The organism is Peribacillus sp. FSL E2-0159, assembly GCF_038643155.1.
Taxonomy (GTDB): Bacteria; Bacillota; Bacilli; order Bacillales; family DSM-1321; genus Peribacillus; species Peribacillus simplex.
Map to the genome: position 1 here is coordinate 804420 of NZ_CP152053.1, position 18892 is coordinate 823311.

General features: G+C 41.9%; 13 protein-coding genes, 15 tRNA genes, 3 rRNA genes and 1 pseudogene. 30 read left to right on the top strand and 2 right to left on the bottom strand.

Annotated elements, in window-relative coordinates; translation table 11 throughout:
• Window positions 1-74: 74 nt before the first annotated feature.
• Together NYE63_RS03955 and perR are read left to right on the top strand one after the other, a co-directional pair.
• Window positions 75-1019, top strand: coding sequence for a D-2-hydroxyacid dehydrogenase (locus NYE63_RS03955; protein ID WP_342604161.1), 945 nt, complete (start codon window positions 75-77; stop codon window positions 1017-1019).
• Window positions 1020-1181: 162 nt separating this feature from the next.
• Window positions 1182-1619, top strand: coding sequence for a peroxide-responsive transcriptional repressor PerR (gene perR, locus NYE63_RS03960; RefSeq protein WP_179086146.1), 438 nt, complete (start codon window positions 1182-1184; stop codon window positions 1617-1619).
• A gap of 95 nt (window positions 1620-1714) precedes the next feature.
• Here perR and NYE63_RS03965 read toward each other — a convergent pair whose 3' ends face one another.
• A complete protein-coding gene (locus NYE63_RS03965; protein WP_101225973.1) occupies window positions 1715-2068 on the bottom strand; it encodes a YgzB family protein in 354 nt (117 codons plus the stop codon).
• A gap of 175 nt (window positions 2069-2243) precedes the next feature.
• Between NYE63_RS03965 and NYE63_RS03970 the strand changes: the two genes are divergently transcribed.
• The 22 genes from NYE63_RS03970 to NYE63_RS04075 all read left to right on the top strand — a co-directional run bounded on the left by NYE63_RS03970 (window position 2244) and on the right by NYE63_RS04075 (window position 11905).
• Window positions 2244-3119: a nucleotidyltransferase-like protein gene (locus tag NYE63_RS03970; RefSeq protein WP_342605676.1), complete on the top strand. Its 876-nt coding sequence runs from the start codon at window positions 2244-2246 to the stop codon at window positions 3117-3119.
• 269 nt (window positions 3120-3388) lie between these two features.
• A 16S ribosomal RNA gene (locus tag NYE63_RS03975) occupies window positions 3389-4939 on the top strand.
• A gap of 176 nt (window positions 4940-5115) precedes the next feature.
• Window positions 5116-8048 (top strand): 23S ribosomal RNA (locus NYE63_RS03980).
• Between the two features lie 118 nt (window positions 8049-8166).
• Window positions 8167-8282, top strand: a 5S ribosomal RNA gene (gene rrf / locus NYE63_RS03985).
• The 16S, 23S and 5S rRNA genes sit together here with 15 tRNA genes alongside, the layout of an rRNA operon.
• A 9-nt stretch (window positions 8283-8291) precedes the next feature.
• Window positions 8292-8366, top strand: a tRNA-Asn gene (locus NYE63_RS03990).
• Window positions 8367-8371: 5 nt separating this feature from the next.
• Window positions 8372-8463, top strand: a tRNA-Ser gene (locus NYE63_RS03995).
• Window positions 8464-8473: 10 nt separating this feature from the next.
• Window positions 8474-8548, top strand: a tRNA-Glu gene (locus tag NYE63_RS04000).
• Between the two features lie 15 nt (window positions 8549-8563).
• A tRNA-Val gene (locus NYE63_RS04005) sits at window positions 8564-8639 on the top strand.
• Between the two features lie 103 nt (window positions 8640-8742).
• Window positions 8743-8816, top strand: a tRNA-Met gene (locus NYE63_RS04010).
• Between the two features lie 5 nt (window positions 8817-8821).
• A tRNA-Asp gene (locus NYE63_RS04015) sits at window positions 8822-8897 on the top strand.
• Between the two features lie 12 nt (window positions 8898-8909).
• A tRNA-Phe gene (locus NYE63_RS04020) sits at window positions 8910-8985 on the top strand.
• 7 nt (window positions 8986-8992) lie between these two features.
• Window positions 8993-9068: transfer RNA gene (locus NYE63_RS04025), tRNA-Thr, on the top strand.
• A gap of 16 nt (window positions 9069-9084) precedes the next feature.
• Window positions 9085-9168: transfer RNA gene (locus NYE63_RS04030), tRNA-Tyr, on the top strand.
• A 10-nt stretch (window positions 9169-9178) separates the two neighbouring features.
• Window positions 9179-9252 (top strand) — tRNA-Trp (locus NYE63_RS04035).
• Window positions 9253-9269: 17 nt separating this feature from the next.
• A tRNA-His gene (locus NYE63_RS04040) sits at window positions 9270-9345 on the top strand.
• 35 nt (window positions 9346-9380) lie between these two features.
• Window positions 9381-9455 (top strand) — tRNA-Gln (locus tag NYE63_RS04045).
• 3 nt (window positions 9456-9458) lie between these two features.
• Window positions 9459-9533, top strand: a tRNA-Gly gene (locus tag NYE63_RS04050).
• Between the two features lie 8 nt (window positions 9534-9541).
• A tRNA-Cys gene (locus NYE63_RS04055) sits at window positions 9542-9615 on the top strand.
• A gap of 8 nt (window positions 9616-9623) precedes the next feature.
• Window positions 9624-9704, top strand: a tRNA-Leu gene (locus tag NYE63_RS04060).
• A 321-nt stretch (window positions 9705-10025) separates the two neighbouring features.
• The gene (locus NYE63_RS04065) at window positions 10026-10286 is read left to right on the top strand and encodes a phage integrase SAM-like domain-containing protein (RefSeq protein WP_342604162.1); all 261 of its coding nucleotides are present in this window, start codon (window positions 10026-10028) and stop codon (window positions 10284-10286) included.
• Window positions 10287-10349: 63 nt separating this feature from the next.
• Window positions 10350-10829: a site-specific integrase gene (locus tag NYE63_RS04070; RefSeq protein WP_342604163.1), complete on the top strand. Its 480-nt coding sequence runs from the start codon at window positions 10350-10352 to the stop codon at window positions 10827-10829.
• Window positions 10830-11002: 173 nt separating this feature from the next.
• Window positions 11003-11905 carry a hypothetical protein gene (locus NYE63_RS04075; protein ID WP_342604164.1) on the top strand — a complete coding sequence of 301 codons (903 nt, stop codon included), beginning with the start codon at window positions 11003-11005 and terminating at the stop codon, window positions 11903-11905.
• Between the two features lie 382 nt (window positions 11906-12287).
• Here the strand turns inward: NYE63_RS04075 and NYE63_RS04080 are convergent, their stop codons facing one another.
• A complete protein-coding gene (locus NYE63_RS04080; RefSeq protein WP_342604165.1) occupies window positions 12288-12569 on the bottom strand; it encodes a hypothetical protein in 282 nt (93 codons plus the stop codon).
• Window positions 12570-13871: 1302 nt separating this feature from the next.
• On the opposite strand from NYE63_RS04080, the gene NYE63_RS04085 reads away from it, so the two are divergent.
• From NYE63_RS04085 to NYE63_RS04110, 6 genes and pseudogenes are all read left to right on the top strand, one after another.
• Window positions 13872-14075 carry a Bro-N domain-containing protein gene (locus tag NYE63_RS04085; RefSeq protein ID WP_342604166.1) on the top strand — a complete coding sequence of 68 codons (204 nt, stop codon included), beginning with the start codon at window positions 13872-13874 and terminating at the stop codon, window positions 14073-14075.
• Window positions 14076-14447: 372 nt separating this feature from the next.
• Complete coding sequence (locus tag NYE63_RS04090) at window positions 14448-14768, top strand: LPXTG cell wall anchor domain-containing protein (RefSeq protein WP_342604167.1); 321 nt, start codon at window positions 14448-14450, stop codon at window positions 14766-14768.
• A gap of 58 nt (window positions 14769-14826) precedes the next feature.
• A complete protein-coding gene (locus NYE63_RS04095) occupies window positions 14827-15447 on the top strand; it encodes a class D sortase (RefSeq protein WP_342604168.1) in 621 nt (206 codons plus the stop codon).
• A 111-nt stretch (window positions 15448-15558) separates the two neighbouring features.
• Window positions 15559-16236 carry a response regulator transcription factor gene (locus NYE63_RS04100; RefSeq protein ID WP_342604169.1) on the top strand — a complete coding sequence of 226 codons (678 nt, stop codon included), beginning with the start codon at window positions 15559-15561 and terminating at the stop codon, window positions 16234-16236.
• 2 nt (window positions 16237-16238) lie between these two features.
• Entirely contained in the window at window positions 16239-18038 is a 1800-nt protein-coding gene (locus NYE63_RS04105) for an ATP-binding protein (RefSeq protein ID WP_342604170.1), read from the top strand.
• A gap of 400 nt (window positions 18039-18438) precedes the next feature.
• Window positions 18439-18690 (top strand): annotated as a pseudogene (locus NYE63_RS04110) (IS4 family transposase); the annotation flags it as partial.
• Between the last annotated feature and the right edge of the window lie 202 nt (window positions 18691-18892).

Sequence of the window (18892 nt, forward strand, 5' to 3'; positions counted from 1 at the left end):
ACCTCCTCAGAGAAAGTTGCGCGGGACACATAGAGCCCGTGTTTTTTTATGTTAATTAAAAGGGAGAGATAAACATGTTAATACTTTCAACTGTCATTCCGAATGAAGTCATCCAAACGAAGATGATGGAAGCTTTTCCTGAATTGAACTTCATTTATCAAAAAGGATGGACGGATGGCCCGCTTCGTGAAGCGGAAATCTTAATTACATATGGTGAAGACTTAACTGAAGAAATCATTGAGAAAGCGGCGAACTTGAAATGGATCATGGTCATGAGTGCAGGGATGGAATTAATGCCACTTAAAGCCATTGAGGAACGTGGCATTCTGGTGACCAATGCAAGAGGCATTCATAAAATCCCAATGGCCGAGTATACGATAGGGATGCTTTTGCAATATGAAAAGAAATTGAAACTGCTAATGAAGAATGAAAAGGAAGAACTGTGGGATAGAAAGATTGAAGTAGGGGAATTGAATGGCAAGACTATGCTCGTTATTGGTGTCGGTGCAATTGGAGGGGAAGTGGCTCGTCTTGGGAAAGCCTTTGGGATGACGACGATGGGAGTGAACCGGAGCGGGAAACCAGTGGAATCCATCGATTACCTTTATACCATGGATAATTTATTGAAAGCCATACCGGGAGCCGATTATATCGTATCAGTCCTGCCGAGTACGGACGAAACGAAGGGCCTTTTGCAAAAAGAACACTTTAACGCAATGAAAGGATCTGCAGTATTCGTGAATATTGGCCGTGGCGACCTGATTAACGATGAAGTGTTGATCGAAGCCCTGGATGCCGGGGAATTGTCTCATGCCATCTTGGATGTATTTGATCCGGAACCATTAGGAAAAGGGCATCCGTTTTGGAAGATGGAGAATGTTACAGTTACACCGCATCTATCAAGTAAAAGCGGAGAATATTTACCAAGAACCTTTGCCATTTTCGAAAAAAACATGCGTGAATACATGAAAGCTGGAAAAGACTTCACCAACGTAATCGACTTATCTAGGGGATACTAAACTCAATGCAAAAATGGGAAAGATTCACTATGTTCATGAATAAACTAAAAAAGAATGGTTAAGCCATTGAATTATTGACAAATTCAACGCATAAAAGGTACACTATTTATAAATATTATAATTTAATAATTCATACTTAATGAGAAAAAGAGGTGGATGACGGTGTCTGAAGTTCAGTTAAAAGAAGCGTTGGATTCCTTAAAAGATACCGGTGTAAGAATAACTCCTCAACGCCATGCGATACTTGAGTATTTGATAAGCTCCATGTCCCACCCTACTGCTGATGATATATATAAAGCGCTGGAAGGTAAGTTTCCGAATATGAGTGTGGCAACGGTTTATAACAACCTACGTGTTTTTCGTGAGGTAGGTTTGGTAAAAGAACTTACGTATGGTGATTCTTCAGCAAGGTTTGATTTCGTGACGACGAATCATTATCACGTAATTTGCCAAACTTGCGGGAAAATTGTGGATTTCGATTATCCTGCATTGGATGAAGTCGAGCATTTCGCAGCACAAGTCACCGGTTTCAATGTTAGTCACCATCGAATGGAAATCTATGGCGACTGTACGGATTGTGCGAAAAAAGAATCGCATTAAAAAAAGTTCCTCCACTTGGTTGGAACTTTTTTTCATGTTATGAAGAAATGATACAATTGTTAAAGACTTCTTTAAAGGGAATTCAGCTAGCCGACCTAGTCATGCAGGCTTTTCCGGTTATATTTTTCGTTGAATTCTTCGCCTTCCAACTTTTTGTCAAGTGTCAATGGTTCTTCACAATGCATGCAAATATCTACACGCCCTAGTATTTTTGTAGGTTTGCCACAGTTAGGGCAGACAACCTGGATCGATTTTGTAGAAAGCATTCCAATCCAAAAATAAACGCCGGTGCTTGCGATTATGAATAAAAGGCCCAGACCCATGAAAATCGTCATGACAACAGGGTGCGTTTTGAAGAATAGCCCAAGGTACATTACGATAAAGCCAATGAAAATCAAACTCAAAGCAAAAGTACGTATTTTATTGATTTTGCTAGAATATTTAGCCATGGATTGTCCCTCCTAAAATATAACTTTAACTATAACATAAACAATGGATGGAACAAAAAAGAAATTAAGGATACATATTACTTTTGAATTGAATTGGTTTGGGGTAAGGGAAATAAGCAGGAAATTGAAGAGTTTTGTCGAAAGTCTAAAAAAAAAGGTTTTGGAGGAATTTATGATGGAAGATATCCTTCGCCCGATTTATCAAGAGCGAGCAAGTTTAAAATCTACACTTGGAATCTTGTTAATAGAAAAAAGAGATGATAATAGCCCGATTACCGATACATTTGACTACATTCTTTTTGTAATAGCAGACGAAGCCGAAGAGGCCGTGTTTTTAAAACATTACACTTACCAGGATAAAAAGGCAGCCTTGCATATCGTAAAGGAAGACCAGTTAAAAGAATGGCTTCTATTAGGGACGAACCGCAAAGTGGTTGACTGGATATATAACGGGAAGGTCCTTTTTGATCGGAATGAATATTTGGACCGTTTGAAAACTGAAATCCGGGAGTTCCCCTTCTATGGAAGGAAGTTAAAGATGGGGATGGAATTCGCAAAGTTAATTCGCAGGTACATGGATGGGAAAAGCTTCTTTGAAAAAGGCCATTATCTTGAGGCATACAACCATATCGTTCATTCACTGCATCACTTGGCCCGTTTGGAAATAATTGAACAAGGCTTTTATCCGGAGGTTACGGTCTGGAACCAAGTGAAGCATATGGAACCCGAAATCTTCAAGTTGTATAAAGAATTGATCAGCAGTGATGAAACTCTCGAAAAAAGATTGGAGCTACTATTCCTTGCTAGTGAATTTCTTATTTATTCGAGGACGAATGCAGGTTCACAGCATTTGGTTGAGATAATGGGGACGAAAGAAGATCCGTGGACGATTGCGGAGCTTATGGATCATCCGGAAGTTAAGTTTTATTCAGTCGACCTAGGTGTTTTATTGGAATATTTGATAGAGAAGAAGGTAATCGAAGTAATCAAAGCGGAGACAAAAGGGCACGAGGTATATCATCGGTTTTATCGGGTGTCAAAAAACTTTTAAAAAAATGCGATTTTATTGTTGACCATTAATAATATAGGTGTTATATTAATACATGTCGCTGCGGGACATCAGCTTTCGCAGCTTCATCAAAACAAAAAAAACTTAAAAAACATGTTGACAACAGAGTTGGAGACATGGTAAGATGTAAAAGTCGCTTACGAAGTAAACGACAACGAAATTGCTCTTTGAAAACTGAACAAAACAAAGCGCCAACGTTAAATTTTAAGTGAGCACACACTATCAAAAAGCAAATGAGCAAGTCAAACATTTCTTCGGAGAGTTTGATCCTGGCTCAGGACGAACGCTGGCGGCGTGCCTAATACATGCAAGTCGAGCGAATCGACGGGAGCTTGCTCCCTGAGATTAGCGGCGGACGGGTGAGTAACACGTGGGCAACCTGCCTATAAGACTGGGATAACTTCGGGAAACCGGAGCTAATACCGGATACGTTCTTTTCTCGCATGAGAGAAGATGGAAAGACGGTTTACGCTGTCACTTATAGATGGGCCCGCGGCGCATTAGCTAGTTGGTGAGGTAATGGCTCACCAAGGCGACGATGCGTAGCCGACCTGAGAGGGTGATCGGCCACACTGGGACTGAGACACGGCCCAGACTCCTACGGGAGGCAGCAGTAGGGAATCTTCCGCAATGGACGAAAGTCTGACGGAGCAACGCCGCGTGAACGAAGAAGGCCTTCGGGTCGTAAAGTTCTGTTGTTAGGGAAGAACAAGTACCAGAGTAACTGCTGGTACCTTGACGGTACCTAACCAGAAAGCCACGGCTAACTACGTGCCAGCAGCCGCGGTAATACGTAGGTGGCAAGCGTTGTCCGGAATTATTGGGCGTAAAGCGCGCGCAGGTGGTTCCTTAAGTCTGATGTGAAAGCCCACGGCTCAACCGTGGAGGGTCATTGGAAACTGGGGAACTTGAGTGCAGAAGAGGAAAGTGGAATTCCAAGTGTAGCGGTGAAATGCGTAGAGATTTGGAGGAACACCAGTGGCGAAGGCGACTTTCTGGTCTGTAACTGACACTGAGGCGCGAAAGCGTGGGGAGCAAACAGGATTAGATACCCTGGTAGTCCACGCCGTAAACGATGAGTGCTAAGTGTTAGAGGGTTTCCGCCCTTTAGTGCTGCAGCTAACGCATTAAGCACTCCGCCTGGGGAGTACGGCCGCAAGGCTGAAACTCAAAGGAATTGACGGGGGCCCGCACAAGCGGTGGAGCATGTGGTTTAATTCGAAGCAACGCGAAGAACCTTACCAGGTCTTGACATCCTCTGACAACCCTAGAGATAGGGCTTTCCCCTTCGGGGGACAGAGTGACAGGTGGTGCATGGTTGTCGTCAGCTCGTGTCGTGAGATGTTGGGTTAAGTCCCGCAACGAGCGCAACCCTTGATCTTAGTTGCCAGCATTCAGTTGGGCACTCTAAGGTGACTGCCGGTGACAAACCGGAGGAAGGTGGGGATGACGTCAAATCATCATGCCCCTTATGACCTGGGCTACACACGTGCTACAATGGATGGTACAAAGGGCTGCAAACCTGCGAAGGTAAGCGAATCCCATAAAGCCATTCTCAGTTCGGATTGTAGGCTGCAACTCGCCTACATGAAGCCGGAATCGCTAGTAATCGCGGATCAGCATGCCGCGGTGAATACGTTCCCGGGCCTTGTACACACCGCCCGTCACACCACGAGAGTTTGTAACACCCGAAGTCGGTGAGGTAACCTTTATGGAGCCAGCCGCCTAAGGTGGGACAGATGATTGGGGTGAAGTCGTAACAAGGTAGCCGTATCGGAAGGTGCGGCTGGATCACCTCCTTTCTAAGGATAATTACGAGAGCGCTTTTGTTTTGTTCAGTTTTGAATGAGTAATTCATTCAAATAAGAAAGACAAGCATCACGATGTGATGGATTCTTTCTGCTTTGTTCCTTGAAAACTAGATAATAGATAGAAGGCAATTAATTTTTTTCAAAGCATCTGTAAGATCTTTTTTAACGGTTAAGTTAGAAAGGGCGCACGGTGGATGCCTTGGCACTAGGAGCCGATGAAGGACGGGACTAACACCGATATGCTTCGGGGAGCTGTAAGTAAGCTTTGATCCGGAGATTTCCGAATGGGGAAACCCACTGTTCGTAATGGAACAGTATCTTTACCTGAATACATAGGGTACTGAAGGCAGACCCGGGGAACTGAAACATCTAAGTACCCGGAGGAAGAGAAAGCAAATGCGATTTCCTGAGTAGCGGCGAGCGAAACGGAATTAGCCCAAACCAAGAGGCTTGCCTCTTGGGGTTGTAGGACACTCAACATGGAGTTACAAAGGAACGGGGTAAATGAAGTGATCTGGAAAGGTCCGTCAAAGAAGGTAAAAACCCTGTAGTTGAAACTTCGTTCCCTCCTGAGTGGATCCTGAGTACGGCGGGACACGAGAAATCCCGTCGGAAGCAGGGAGGACCATCTCCCAAGGCTAAATACTCCCTAGTGACCGATAGTGAACCAGTACCGTGAGGGAAAGGTGAAAAGCACCCCGGAAGGGGAGTGAAATAGATCCTGAAACCGTGTGCCTACAAGTAGTCAAAGCCCGTTAATGGGTAATGGCGTGCCTTTTGTAGAATGAACCGGCGAGTTACGATTTCATGCGAGGTTAAGTTGATAAGACGGAGCCGCAGCGAAAGCGAGTCTGAATAGGGCGAATGAGTATGAGGTCGTAGACCCGAAACCAGGTGATCTACCCATGTCCAGGGTGAAGTTCAGGTAACACTGAATGGAGGCCCGAACCCACGCACGTTGAAAAGTGCGGGGATGAGGTGTGGGTAGCGGAGAAATTCCAATCGAACCTGGAGATAGCTGGTTCTCTCCGAAATAGCTTTAGGGCTAGCCTCAAGATGAGAGTATTGGAGGTAGAGCACTGATTGGACTAGGGGCCCCCAACGGGTTACCGAATTCAGTCAAACTCCGAATGCCAAATACTTATTCTTGGGAGTCAGACTGCGAGTGATAAGATCCGTAGTCGAAAGGGAAACAGCCCAGACCACCAGCTAAGGTCCCAAAGTATACGTTAAGTGGAAAAGGATGTGGAGTTGCTTAGACAACCAGGATGTTGGCTCAGAAGCAGCCACCATTTAAAGAGTGCGTAATAGCTCACTGGTCGAGTGACTCCGCGCCGAAAATGTACCGGGGCTAAACGTATCACCGAAGCTGTGGATTGACACCGTATGGTGTCGATGGTAGGAGAGCGTTCTAAGGGCGTTGAAGTCAGACCGGAAGGACTGGTGGAGCGCTTAGAAGTGAGAATGCCGGTATGAGTAGCGAAAGAAGGGTGAGAATCCCTTCCACCGAATGCCTAAGGTTTCCTGAGGAAGGCTCGTCCGCTCAGGGTTAGTCGGGACCTAAGCCGAGGCCGAAAGGCGTAGGCGATGGACAACAGGTTGATATTCCTGTACCACCTATACATCGTTTGAACGATGGGGGGACGCAGAAGGATAGGGTAAGCGCGCTGTTGGATATGCGCGTCCAAGCAGTTAGGCCGGAAACGAGGCAAATCCCGTTTCCATTAAGGCGGAGCTGTGATGGCGAGGGAAATATAGTACCGAAGTTCCTGATTCCACGCTGCCAAGAAAAGCCTCTAGTGAGATGTAAGGTGCCCGTACCGCAAACCGACACAGGTAGGCGAGGAGAGAATCCTAAGGTGTGCGAGAGAACTCTCGTTAAGGAACTCGGCAAAATGACCCCGTAACTTCGGGAGAAGGGGTGCTTTTTAGGGTGAATAGCCCAGAAAAGCCGCAGTGAATAGGCCCAGGCGACTGTTTAGCAAAAACACAGGTCTCTGCGAAGCCGCAAGGCGAAGTATAGGGGCTGACACCTGCCCGGTGCTGGAAGGTTAAGGGGAGAGGTTAGCGCAAGCGAAGCTTTGAACCGAAGCCCCAGTAAACGGCGGCCGTAACTATAACGGTCCTAAGGTAGCGAAATTCCTTGTCGGGTAAGTTCCGACCCGCACGAAAGGTGTAACGATCTGGGCACTGTCTCAACGAGAGACTCGGTGAAATTATAGTACCTGTGAAGATGCAGGTTACCCGCGACAGGACGGAAAGACCCCGTGGAGCTTTACTGCAGCCTGATATTGAATTTTGGTACAGCTTGTACAGGATAGGTAGGAGCCTGAGAAGCCGGAGCGCTAGCTTCGGTGGAGGCGTTGGTGGGATACTACCCTGGCTGTATTGAAATTCTAACCCGCGCCCCTTATCGGGGTGGGAGACAGTGTCAGGTGGGCAGTTTGACTGGGGCGGTCGCCTCCTAAAGAGTAACGGAGGCGCCCAAAGGTTCCCTCAGAATGGTTGGAAATCATTCGTAGAGTGTAAAGGCACAAGGGAGCTTGACTGCGAGACCTACAAGTCGAGCAGGGACGAAAGTCGGGCTTAGTGATCCGGTGGTTCCGCATGGAAGGGCCATCGCTCAACGGATAAAAGCTACCCCGGGGATAACAGGCTTATCTCCCCCAAGAGTCCACATCGACGGGGAGGTTTGGCACCTCGATGTCGGCTCATCGCATCCTGGGGCTGTAGTCGGTCCCAAGGGTTGGGCTGTTCGCCCATTAAAGCGGTACGCGAGCTGGGTTCAGAACGTCGTGAGACAGTTCGGTCCCTATCCGTCGCGGGCGCAGGAAATTTGAGAGGAGCTGTCCTTAGTACGAGAGGACCGGGATGGACGCACCGCTGGTGTACCAGTTGTCTTGCCAAAGGCATAGCTGGGTAGCTACGTGCGGACGGGATAAGTGCTGAAAGCATCTAAGCATGAAGCCCCCCTCAAGATGAGATTTCCCATGGCGCAAGCTAGTAAGATCCCTGAAAGATGATCAGGTTGATAGGTCAGAGGTGGAAGCGTGGCGACATGTGGAGCTGACTGATACTAATAGATCGAGGACTTAACCAACGCTTTAAAAAAATGAAATACCTTCTTATTATCTAGTTTTGAAGGAATGAAAATTTCTTCTTGCATTTTCTCAAAAAGACGTTATAATAATATATGTCTTGAAAAAATGTAAACATTGTTTGGTGACGATAGCGAAGAGGTCACACCCGTTCCCATTCCGAACACGGCAGTTAAGCTCTTCAGCGCCGATGGTAGTTGGGGGTTTCCCCCTGTGAGAGTAGGACGTCGCCAAGCTGATATTGTTCCGCAGTAGCTCAGTGGTAGAGCATTCGGCTGTTAACCGAACGGTCGTAGGTTCGAGTCCTACCTGCGGAGCCATTATTGGAGAGCTGTCCGAGTGGCCGAAGGAGCACGATTGGAAATCGTGTAGACGGGTAACCCTGTCTCAAGGGTTCAAATCCCTTGCTCTCCGCCATTTTATACCTGGCCCGTTGGTCAAGCGGTTAAGACACCGCCCTTTCACGGCGGTAACACGGGTTCGAATCCCGTACGGGTCACCATTTAGACAACATATTGGAGGATTAGCTCAGCTGGGAGAGCATCTGCCTTACAAGCAGAGGGTCGGCGGTTCGATCCCGTCATCCTCCACCATTTTTCAATAAGATCAGGTTGTTTCTCTTTAACGGATTGATTACTCAACTCATTGAAACGCTCAACACGAAAACTTGATGCATAATAGCAACATTATTACCGTCGCGGGGTGGAGCAGTCCGGTAGCTCGTCGGGCTCATAACCCGAAGGTCGCAGGTTCAAATCCTGTCCCCGCAATCTATGGTCCCGTGGTGTAGCGGTTAACATGCCTGCCTGTCACGCAGGAGATCGCGGGTTCGATTCCCGTCGGGACCGCCATTTTTATTGTTTGGCTCAGTAGCTCAGTCGGTAGAGCAAAGGACTGAAAATCCTTGTGTCGGCGGTTCGATTCCGTCCTGAGCCACCATAGTAGTGCCGGTGTAGCTCAACTGGTAGAGCAACTGACTTGTAATCAGTAGGTTGGGGGTTCAAGTCCTCTTGCCGGCACCATGTTTCATCCATATGCGGAGGGGTAGCGAAGTGGCTAAACGCGGCGGACTGTAAATCCGCTCCTTCGGGTTCGGCAGTTCGAATCTGCCCCCCTCCACCATTTTTCTTACAGGGGTATAGTTTAAAGGTAGAACAGAGGTCTCCAAAACCTCCAGTGTGGGTTCGAGTCCTACTACCCCTGCCAATTTCAATCCTATAATGGCGGTTGTGGCGAAGTGGTTAACGCACCTGATTGTGGTTCAGGCATTCGTGGGTTCGATTCCCATCAGTCGCCCCATTTAATAAAACATGATATAATGATTACAACGTTAATGGGCTATAGCCAAGCGGTAAGGCAACGGATTTTGATTCCGTCATGCGAAGGTTCGATCCCTTCTAGCCCAGCCATATGCGAAAGTAGTTCAGTGGTAGAATACAACCTTGCCAAGGTTGGGGTCGCGGGTTCGAATCCCGTCTTTCGCTCCAAAAACGTTGGCGGCATAGCCAAGCGGTAAGGCAGAGGTCTGCAAAACCTTTACCACCGGTTCGATTCCGGTTGCCGCCTCCAACAAACATGCCGGTGTGGCGGAATTGGCAGACGCGCACGACTCAAAATCGTGTTCCTCTGGAGTGCCGGTTCGACCCCGGCCACCGGTATCAAAAGAAGTTGCCTTAAATTCGGTGACGTCAGCGTTCTCTACTTCGGTAGGGAACGTTTTTTATTTGCGTAAATTACGCGACTCGACGTAAATTATCGTGCGCAGTCAATCGTGTGCGTAGTATCGCTAACTAATCGGAATGAGGCGATATTTATGGCACGTCGTAATAATCAACTTAATCAACGCGAAATGAAAGTTATCCAATCCGAAGTAATCCACGATAGTTTCAACTTTGACGAACTCTTCATGCTATTCCTTCAAGACGGAAATCTGCGTAATTTGCGTCCTCATACATTAACCCTATTACTCTAACAAATTAATGTCGTTTAGAAAGGCGTTAGAAACGCTAGAACTCGGCACAACGCCGGCGAAGATTAAACCGGATCATATTAATCAATTTATTATCTACTCGAAGGATGTTCTGGAGTTAAAGATAGTTTCGATTAATACACGGCTTAGGGCAATAAGAGCGTTCTTTAATTTCGCGTATAAGCACAGCTATATCTCGAAGAATCCCTTCGTTAACATTCAGCTACTTAAAGACCGGCGGACTGTTATAGAAACGTTTACTCGCGAGTAAATACATAAGCTACTTAAATCTACAGACTTAAGGACTTTTACTGGCGTACGAGATTATACGATAATGCTGCTGCTCCTAGAAACAGGCGTCAGGGCATCGGAATTGATTGGTATAGAAACGGATGATATACGGTGGGAAGACTCGATGATCCTTGTTCGGAATACTAAAGGGCATCGTGAGAGATTAGTGCCTTTTCAATCGAAGATGAGGGCTCAGCTAAAGAAGTATCTTTCTATCCGCGTTAAGTGTGAAACGGATGCTCTGCTTGTGACCATGGACAATACTGCGCTTTCTAAACGTCAATTACAAAACAGAATTTCTTATTATGGGGAAAAGTCCAAGATCAAAAATGTGCGTTGCTCTTGTCATACGTTCTGTCATACCTTTGCGAAGATGGCTGTTAAACAAGGTGCTGGCATCTTTGAACTGCAGCAAATTCTAGGACATACCTCTATGCAAATGGTTAGAATATACGTCAATTTATATAGTGATGATGTTAAAGAAAAGCACAAAGAATTTTCACCTTTAAAGTATCTACTATAAAAAAAAAAGAGCGCCGGTTGCTGGTAACAACCGAACGCCCCGCACTGATATTGATTACATATAGTTTACTGAAAAAAATTGCCTTTTACAAGGCTTATTCAGTTATGTCTTTTTTCGGATACTACAATCGCGGGCTTACGTCTCTTTCACACCACGAAAAGGGAGCGGGAATCATGTCGAAAATAACAAACGAAGTAGAACACGCAGGCAATATCGCCTATTACAGATCACTATCTCAATTTGATTCGCTCGAATCATTCAACGAACATTTTCGCAAACTAACGTATACATACGCAGAGCTACTCGACCAAAAGCCGTCCATTAAGGCCGTATTAAGCGCCTTATTTAAACTAGGGGCTAAAACCTTTGGAGTCGCATTCCCTAAGCGTGAAACTCTTGCTAAGAAGGCAGGCGTATCCTTACGAACCGTCGACAACTTTATCAAAGCAGCGAGCAATTTCGGGATCATCGTAGAAAAAGCACTAGGCCGCAAGGATAAAAGATTCGGAGGATATGCGAATAATATTTATGTCTTCTCCCCTTCCGAGGATCGTCTCGAGCTGCCTTCCGAAAAGGTAGAATGCGAGGCGTCTTTGCAAGGCGTCGACATGCCGGAAGCCCTAGAGCCCCAAGCGTTTGAGGCTCCTATTTCGGCTCCGAATCAAGACTCTTTTAAGCAAGTTTCTCCTTCGAAATTAAAAGATTTAAAAGATATATATATAAACCCGGTCGCTAAAGCTTCTATCGTTTCGAATGAATTAAATGAAAATGCGATCGAGATCGTAGCAGCAAAACAAAATATCGATATCCAAGTTTTACAAGCGTTCTCGCCTTATCATCTGGACTATGCAGAATTAAACGAGTTCGTCGTGTCTATTAAGCGGACGGTTAAAAAGCACGGTTGGAATCTAGCGGACTACTCTTTCGAAATCATGCAATCTATTAAAGCAGCGTTCCCAACATACAAAGAATTCGTTCAAGGTAACTTTAAAGGATCCATCATCGGGTACATATGCGGAACCATCAAAAACATAATCACGAACTCTACCGAAGACGCTAACGACCAAAACGACTAAGACGACTCTATCATCGACAGCCCTATCGAGTTCGGATACGCACTAGATACGAAAACTATTACAGCTACGACCTCCCCTTCTTTCAAGAACGTATACGGACAGACTCCGGAGGACTTCTACGGCACTAGCGACGATATGCCTTGGTAAGTAAATGTCGTTATTTGATTAGCGAAAGTCTGTAAAAGTAACGATAAATACTTACTGGATAACCTTGTGAAGTAACATAGATTTTTCGTGTTGTCGTATTGTCTTGTTGTCGACTTTTTCGCACTAAAGCATAAAGTCCGTCGTTACCCCTGTCTTGCTGCGTTGGTAGTACGTGTGTGGCACGTAAAAGTAAGCAAAACAGTATATAACGACGGACTCTCTATCGATTCATATTTTATTTAAGTTTTTTTGAATACTCTTTGAAAAGTTCTAAGTTCATAAAATCATCACTAAACTCTTTTAATCTATAACGTATTTCTTGCGTGGTATGCTTGGACTTACTATTCCGCATTCCGTGTATTACTAATAATTTAAGAATGTCGTATTTCGTATAAAATAGTTGATTACCAACAAGTACAGGTGAAAAGAACTCTTCGAAATCGACTAAACGATCGTGCACTGTTGACTCTGATATTTTACATTTCTTGGCTAATTCTGTTTTTGTATAATAATTCATAATTCCTCCGGTTTAAACGACGAGAGTCCAGAGTACATTGTCATTTTAATTGAATTAAAGCCCGAAAACCATAGATTTTTTTAGTTCCTATTAAAGTGTTGAAATAGCGAAATGACGCGCGTTTAAGATTTGTTTATCCTTTATAAAGGGTTCGCTTGCAACCTAAAGGTATGTCTTTCGAAACACAAGCCGAAAGAGCATTGTTTTACTAACATAAGTAAAGAACGAGTTTACTACTAGTAAAGTCAATGAGGATGAGGTGACTAAGTTTAACTTAGGGGCTAAGGATTCCTTATACCCTTCCGCTGGGGTTGTGCAGAAACTATCCGTTTAACGGACACTTTACGTCGAAATCCTAGCCAAGCGTTAAATAGTTTAGATAGTGACGATGAAAGGCTAAGTTAAACTTAGGGTTAAGAGGTGGGGGAACAAATGTAGTAAACGAATACGTCTTAGTTCCGCATTACTTAATCGATATTGCTTTCCGTATAGTCCATTATGTGGATCGTATCCGAGTATGAACGCTTAATACTTCGCATTACCTTTAGGTTTTCGGTATAAAAAAGCGAAGACGCGTTGCCAAACGTTAATCCGCTTATTATGAACGCTTAATAGTAACACAGGGGTGTATGTTTAATAGACACCCTTTATAATTGCCAGTATTCGGATATTATTCCGACCTCCTTTCGATATCTATGCGCATTTTCCACTTACACTCGGAAAAGTTAGCGATTAGGGGGTGATTCTAGCTATTCGTTTAATGATGCGAAGGTCTTAGTATTCGTCAGCGCTAAAAGGGCTATATCGGTCTTTTACGGGGAAATCTATCGGTTGTCTAAAATAAATTTACGAAAAAGGGATTTCGCATTAATTCGTGTAAACTTCGCATAAACTCGACATAAATTATCTGTATACGCTGAGAACCCTTGCGGCCCTATGCGTGAGAGCTTCGTAGTTTTATTTGTGTCAAGTGTTTTTGCTTTACATCGGTTTGCACGATGAGTGAAATTCGGGGGTTTGTATATCCGTTTGTATGTTGCTTTTGCTCGGATCCGGAGAGGCTACTTTAAACCCACGGGGGTCCGCATTCTAGGCGTGATGAATTGCGAAAGGGATCCGTAGGATTTATCGCATGTGGTACAGATGGAATGAGCGAAGTACGTACGATTATTAAGGATGGTGTCCTAAAATGCGACATCCCCACAAACAGAGGTTTGCATGCAATGAGTGTTATTCCCGAACGTGACATATATCGTTTAGTCATGCGTTCAGTGGGCGAAATACCTATGGAGCTAAACGCAAATGCCACAAGAAGGTACGAAAAAGATGGTTACGGACGGCATAGGTAGAACACAAACTATATCTGTCAAACTGACAGGTATGAACATGAAATTTACGGGAATCAGTGAAGCAGGGTTATACTCGGCAATTTTACGCAGTAGAAAACCCGAGGCCAAAGCGTTCAAACGATGGATAACACACAAGGTCATTCCGCATTATATTTGAAAGTATATTGCGCTAAACGCAGGGAACTCGGGATTTTACCCGGGTTCTTTTTTTGTCTATTAAGGTACACTTTTATGAACAAGAAACTATCCCAAAACAGAAAAGGCGCTATTCTTTCAGTATGGGGATCTAAAACGAAGGGGGAGCTTGGCAAAAAAATATATAATTTTCATAATTTAAAATCTAAGCAAGAAAAATAACGATAACACCTTCTGATTACTTAGTTGCTTAATGTTTAAGATGTTAGTTTAGTTTTTTACATACTAATCTTTAAAAAAACTGCATTTTATCTGCATTTAATCTTTACACAATTGTTATATCCTATGGATGCACCCAAAGAGGTAGTAAAAGATATTTAAGGAGAGAAGCAAAATGAAAAAAGTAATTATACCAATTTGTGCATTAGCATTTTTATCTGTAGGATATTCATCAACAGCAAGTGCATCTACTGGAACAGTAACGAAAGAAGAAGCTCTAAAAGAACAACAGAGTAACGATTTAGCGAAAAAAGAAGCTGCAATCAAACAACAACAAGATAGCGATTTAGCGAAAAAAGAAGCTGCAATTAAACAACAGCAAGGTGAAAAACTACCAAATACCGCATCGAACGGAGTAACAATGATGCTTGTAAGTGCATGCCTTGTAGCATTAGGTTCAGTATTTGGATTTACCCGTCGTAAAATCAAAGCATAAGCTAATAGATTTAAAATGGCAGGGTATTCCTGCCATTTTTTATATGGAGGATTTAAAAATGAAACTTCTGAATCGCTTCGGATACTGTTGTATTATTATAGGTATTTTTATTGGCATATACCATTTTTCCGAATGGTATAAGGGGAAAAGTTCTGCCCAATCCTTAACTATGGAAGAAGTAAAATATTTTGAGAAGATACAACAGAAACATACTTCAAATGAAACAAAAGCCTCTGTTCAGCCACAAGTTCCTTCTTCCCAAATGCAGTATAAAAATGGAGAGAAAGTAGCGACGTTAAATATACCAAAAATAAAAAAAAAGTTTTCTGTATATTGGGGAGCTGATGATACCGTTTTAAAAAAAGGAGTGGGTATGTTTGTCAGTAATGTTACAACAGTTCCTTCTGAACATGGACATACAGTGCTGAGTGGACATCGTGATACTGTATTTACAGAACTAGGAAAGTTGAAAGAAAATGATAACCTTCTTGTGGAATATGATAAAAAGGTTTACACATATCAACTCACGAAAAAATGGATTACGAATGCCGATGATCGCACAGTCATTGTACAAAAAGATGCACCTACAGTAACACTTACAACCTGTTACCCATTTGATTATATAGGCGATGCTCCAAATAGATATATTATAGAAGCTAGGTTAATTTCTACTGATTAAAAACGAAATTACATTATCATACTCTCCATGTCGATTAAGTAAAAAGATACATTATTTTCCCTTATGGTTTTATATTTTTATAGCAATACTGAATATATTGGGGGAGTAAACATGAAAAGAACAATTCTAATCGTTGAAGATGAAGATATTTTACGTGAAATTATTAAAGATTATTTTTTAAATGAAAAATATGAAGTACTCGAAGCAAGAGATGGGAAAGAGGCACTATCCTTATTCGAAGAACAAGAGGTTCACTTAGTTATTCTTGATATTATGTTACCAGAAGTAGATGGTTGGTCTGTTTGTCGGCGAATTCGTAAGACATCTAATGTGCCTATTATTATGTTAACAGCTCGTGTGGATGAAGATGATACATTACTTGGATTTGAGTTAGGTGCGGATGATTATGTAACAAAACCATATAGCCCACCCATTTTATTAGCAAGAGCGAAAAGATTACTTGATAGTCGATATTCTATAAGTGAACAAGCAAGTGATGATAAGTTATTCTGTAATGGTATTCGAGTACATTTTCCTTCACGGACAGTCACAGTAGAAGGAGCGGATATTAATCTAACACATACAGAATTTGAAATCTTAACGTATTTAATGAAAAATCAAGGGATTGTCATTACAAGAGAGCAATTAATTACAAAGGTTTGGGGCTATGAATTCTATGGTGATGATCGCACAGTAAATAGTCATATTCGTAATTTACGAAATAAATTACGAGATAAATCAAAATATATTATAACAGTTGTTCGAGCTGGTTATAAATTTGAGGGTTAAGTATGAAAAAAGGAATTGTACTAAAATTATTTATACTAACAACAGCTTTATGTATGTTGATCTTAGCAACCATTTTCATTGGCCAAACAATATTTTTCAAACAATATTATGCCAATAGGAAAGTGAATGATATTAAAACAAGTATAAAATCTTTTGAAAAAGGTTATTTAAATAGCGGAGGTAACACAGAAGCAATTCAAAAGCTTGAACAAGATTTTTATCGAGAACATAATACTTGGATTACAACATTAGATAGTAATGGGAACTTAAAGCACGCACAAGATTTTTATGTAAAAGTAAAGTTGGATCGTGTTAAAGAAAACAACTTCTCTGATACTACCATCACCGTTCCCTTGTACTATCTTATGCATATAGAGGATGTTGGAAGTCAAAAGTTACCTTTAGCTTTAGGAGTGCGAATTCGTATTTTCGGAATAAAAAAAGATTCTGCAATCGTTCCGTTTGAGGTTCAGATGGAAGAAGGCACTTCGTATTGGGAAAATAAGCAAATTAAGAAAGAATTAGGCGATATTGATTTGAAAGTAAAATATTCAAAAGGACTTAGTGCTGAATCGCATGTGGTTGTAAGAAATGGAACCGTTACTAAGGTGCAACTCCCTCAAGGGAATGGATTAACGAACTTCATGTATACAAACGATTTATTTATTGAAAGAATCAAAGAATTTCAGGTGGATTTGTTGTTAAACAAAGGAAGTAAAAGCTCGCAATTACAAGAGCTTAATTATGAGCAAAATGATATTAAGTATAAATTATTGATACTGCCGATAAAAGAAAAAAATGGTACGACAGCCTATATTTTTTCAATGACATCGTTGCAGCCAGTTGATGAAGCCATACAAATGGTACAGGATTATTATGTATATATTATTGCATTTGTATTGCTGCTTATTTTTCTTGCTTCTTTTTATTATTCCAAACAAATTGCGAGACCTTTATTACAAATAAACAATACAACGAAAAAAATTGCAAATTTAGATTTCTCGGAAAGAATTCCAATTACTTCAAAAGATGAGATTGGTGATTTATCACAAAATATTAATATGCTTTCCAACACACTACATTCACATATTGGCCAACTAAGACAGGACATAGAGAAAGAAAGGAGGTTGGAAAATACACGAAAAGAATTTATTTCAGGTGTATCGCATGAATTAAAAACACCTCTAAGTATTATGAAAAGTTGTATTTCAATTTTAAAAGATGGTGTTGCTAGCCATAAGAAAGAATATTACTTTCAGGCAATGGAAAAAGAAGTAGACAAGATGGATATGTTAATTGTTGATATGCTTGAGCTAGCCAAATTTGAGTCTGGTACATATAAAATGCAAATGGGTGTTTTTTATATTGATCAAATAATTGATAATATATGTGAACAATTATCATTGGAAATAGCTAAAAAGGAACTAAATGTCTACAAACATCTTTCTCAGATTGAAGTAGTTGCCAATCAACATCGCATTGATCAAGTTATCGTAAACTTTATTACCAATGCAATTCGTTATACTCCAGAAAAAGAGGATATTATCATTTCGACAATAGAGGAAAATGATAAAGTAAGGATATGTGTAGAAAATAAAGGTACTCATATCCAGGCGGAACTATTAGATAAAATATGGGAACGCTTTTATCGTATGGACACTTCTCGTCAGCGTTCAAAAGGTGGAACAGGATTAGGTCTAGCCATTTCTAAGAATATTTTAGAACTCCATGGTGTACCGTATGGCGTATCCAATACAGAAGATGGAGTATTATTCTTTTTCTACTTACATAAAAAATTGTAGTAATAAACTTCTACAATTTTTTATTATTCTTTAACATCATCTGTCTCCACCTAAAAGGTGATTTTCTATGTTCTACCATTTTTCTTCTTCTTTCAATTTTATTCATTAGCATCATTTTTCCTTTTTGGGTTGCTATGTATGTTTTTCAACGGTCATTCTTATTTTCAAATAACTGAATAAATCCTGCATCTAGTAGTTTTTTTAATTATATAATGATGCTGGACCAATCGAAACCTCTTGGGGTTCACCCAAGACCCGTTCTATTTTTATACGGATATACTGGAGTTTGTATAGAATGGAACAAAAGACCATCGCCATCAAGCTAAGGTGAATTTGTATAATCATAACGAATAAAACGCTATTCTTTTGTAGAAATATAAAGGAAGGATGGCGTTTTTCTATGAGTTTTTCTGTTTCGAACGAAATGAATCTCTTTTCTAAAGAACTTCAAAACTACTTATCTCCATCTTCTCTTCAACAACTAGCTAAAGAAGTTGGTTTTGTTCAACGTACAAGTAAGTATCAAGAACAAGAATTAATTGCTTTAAGTGTATGGCTTAGTCAACAAGTCGCTAGTACACCACTCACACAATTATTTAGCCGCCTCAAAGCATCTACAGGTGTCCTCATGAACCCCGAAGGGCTTAATCAAGAGGCTTTCTCCTCCTATTGCACAGTTTGTGTCAACTCTACAATAAGTCTTAATGACTAACAGGTGCTTTACTTCAATAAGGGAGGTTGCTGCGGCAACCTTTTTCTTACGGAACTAAAGGGGCAGGTTAGTGCAACAAGAGTCTTTATTTTTGTATCACTCTTCTTCAAGTAATGAGTGCTTTACTTCAATTTTTCAACTC

What these genes read in the sequence shown, in the direction of transcription:
- NYE63_RS03955 (WP_342604161.1), top strand. Translation starts at nt 75, where the DNA reads ATGTTAATACTTTCAACTGTCATTCCGAATGAAGTCATCCAAACGAAG.
- NYE63_RS03965 (WP_101225973.1), bottom strand. Translation starts at nt 2,068, where the DNA reads ATGGCTAAATATTCTAGCAAAATCAATAAAATACGTACTTTTGCTTTG.
- NYE63_RS03970 (WP_342605676.1), top strand. Translation starts at nt 2,244, where the DNA reads ATGGAAGATATCCTTCGCCCGATTTATCAAGAGCGAGCAAGTTTAAAA.
- NYE63_RS04065 (WP_342604162.1), top strand. Translation starts at nt 10,026, where the DNA reads ATGTCGTTTAGAAAGGCGTTAGAAACGCTAGAACTCGGCACAACGCCG.
- NYE63_RS04070 (WP_342604163.1), top strand. Translation starts at nt 10,350, where the DNA reads ATGCTGCTGCTCCTAGAAACAGGCGTCAGGGCATCGGAATTGATTGGT.
- NYE63_RS04075 (WP_342604164.1), top strand. Translation starts at nt 11,003, where the DNA reads ATGTCGAAAATAACAAACGAAGTAGAACACGCAGGCAATATCGCCTAT.
- NYE63_RS04080 (WP_342604165.1), bottom strand. Translation starts at nt 12,569, where the DNA reads ATGAATTATTATACAAAAACAGAATTAGCCAAGAAATGTAAAATATCA.
- NYE63_RS04085 (WP_342604166.1), top strand. Translation starts at nt 13,872, where the DNA reads ATGCCACAAGAAGGTACGAAAAAGATGGTTACGGACGGCATAGGTAGA.
- NYE63_RS04090 (WP_342604167.1), top strand. Translation starts at nt 14,448, where the DNA reads ATGAAAAAAGTAATTATACCAATTTGTGCATTAGCATTTTTATCTGTA.
- NYE63_RS04095 (WP_342604168.1), top strand. Translation starts at nt 14,827, where the DNA reads ATGAAACTTCTGAATCGCTTCGGATACTGTTGTATTATTATAGGTATT.
- NYE63_RS04100 (WP_342604169.1), top strand. Translation starts at nt 15,559, where the DNA reads ATGAAAAGAACAATTCTAATCGTTGAAGATGAAGATATTTTACGTGAA.
- NYE63_RS04105 (WP_342604170.1), top strand. Translation starts at nt 16,239, where the DNA reads ATGAAAAAAGGAATTGTACTAAAATTATTTATACTAACAACAGCTTTA.